The 1,576-nt window shown below is 28.6% G+C and carries 2 protein-coding genes; both read left to right on the top strand.

All coding sequences use genetic code 11. The features are described 5' to 3' along the window. A partial coding sequence (locus ACFCYJ_RS27415) for a hypothetical protein (protein WP_376079111.1) occupies positions 1–212 on the top strand: 212 nt, incomplete at its 5' end. Between the two features lie 234 nt (positions 213–446). Further along, the gene (locus tag ACFCYJ_RS27410) at positions 447–1,496 is read left to right on the top strand and encodes an SEC-C domain-containing protein (protein WP_376079109.1); all 1,050 of its coding nucleotides are present in this window, start codon (positions 447–449) and stop codon (positions 1,494–1,496) included. Positions 1,497–1,576 lie beyond the last annotated feature (80 nt).

Raw genomic sequence — 1,576 nt, 5'->3', positions numbered from 1 at the left:
ATGTAGATAAAACTAAAAGTTATAAAATTAAATATAGAGAAAATGGGAAAATTGAAGAAAAAAATGTTCCATTCACTGTTTTAATTGAAAAATTAATACTAGTAGGAAATTATGTTCAATCCTTTGAATATGCAGGTCAATTATTGACGATAAGTATAACGGATAGAGAAAAGTTTAATTTAATATACAATAAACTATTTAAAAACAATTAATTTACAAATTTAAGTCACACCTAACACAAGGTGTGGCTTTTTATAATTTGTTGGAATGTAAATAGATGCTTTGTACAAATAAATGTTATTTAAGGTATTATTAAACTATCAAAACGAAATAGTTGTATAAATAATTTTCATTAGGGATTGGTTATTTGAACAGAATATAGCCCCGTAAATAAAATAAATATATTTACCTGTAAACTTAATATTTTGAAGAAAGAAGGTTTTGAAATGAAGATAGAAAGAAATGAAAAATGTCCATGTGGATCGGGGAAGAAGTTTAAACATTGTTGCATTGATAATCTAAAATATACGCAAACGCAATCAAATTTAAATAATGGCTTGCCTAGAAAATACATGAGTGAATTTGCGTTACACACGTATTCTTCTACTGTGGCAATTTGTTATCCTAATGATTTAGATAAGGTAGATGTTTCAAATACAAATTATCACATATATATGATTCATGAGATTCCTAGATTAAGCTTTGTTAAAGACGGAATCAAAATTTTTGATACCCATGTAGAAATTTTAATTCAGGTGGGTGTTGTTGAAGATGTGTCTATTAAAAAGATTGAAATACAATTCATTGAAGGAAATCATAAGGAATTTTTTACTTATGAATTAATAGGGAATAAAGGCTTAATCCTTCGAGATGTTGAAGGTGGGGGTATACAAACAGATATTCTTTGCCTATATACGAATTTTTATAATGAACGGTTAAAATCAAAAATTTTATATGTAGGCCAATCTTATGGAAAGGCTGGAGAACGAGATGCAATTCAAAGACTGGGTTCTCATAGCACATTGCAAAAAATCTTGGCTGATGTTAGTCATAGGAATATTGAAGTTGAAGTGGCTATAAGTTTGTGGGAGTTTACCCCTAGATTGTTTTCATCATTCGATGGAATAAGTAAAAATTATCTCACTACTGAAAGTGAAGATTTGGAACATTTAGCTAAAGTAATGTCTAATCCACCATTGAGGATCGATAATCAAATTATTAATGTAACAGAAGCGGGCTTAATTAATTATTTCAAACCAGAATATAATGAGAAATTTAAAAATAATTTCCCAGATATAGATCATAAGGGATATAAATTTTATTATAGTTATGATTACAATGCTATAGAAATTGAATTGGACCCATCATGTATAAATATAGAAATTTTTTCTGAAACACATGTTTACAGTCAGTGGAGGCCAATTAAATTTAATTTGCATTCAGAAAATGAGAGACGTTCTATATTTGATATTGATTTTTCAAATGACGGATTGTAAGATTAAGTGCAACACCCAGAAGTCAATATAAAGGAAGCCCATAACGACCTCGTGTAGAATGTAGTTACCACACCAACATT

The sequence above is a fragment of the Lysinibacillus sp. NPDC056232 genome, from assembly GCF_042267565.1.
In the GTDB taxonomy this organism is placed as follows: Bacteria; Bacillota; Bacilli; order Bacillales_A; family Planococcaceae; genus Lysinibacillus.
This window is presented reverse-complemented; position numbering and strand designations above follow the sequence as displayed.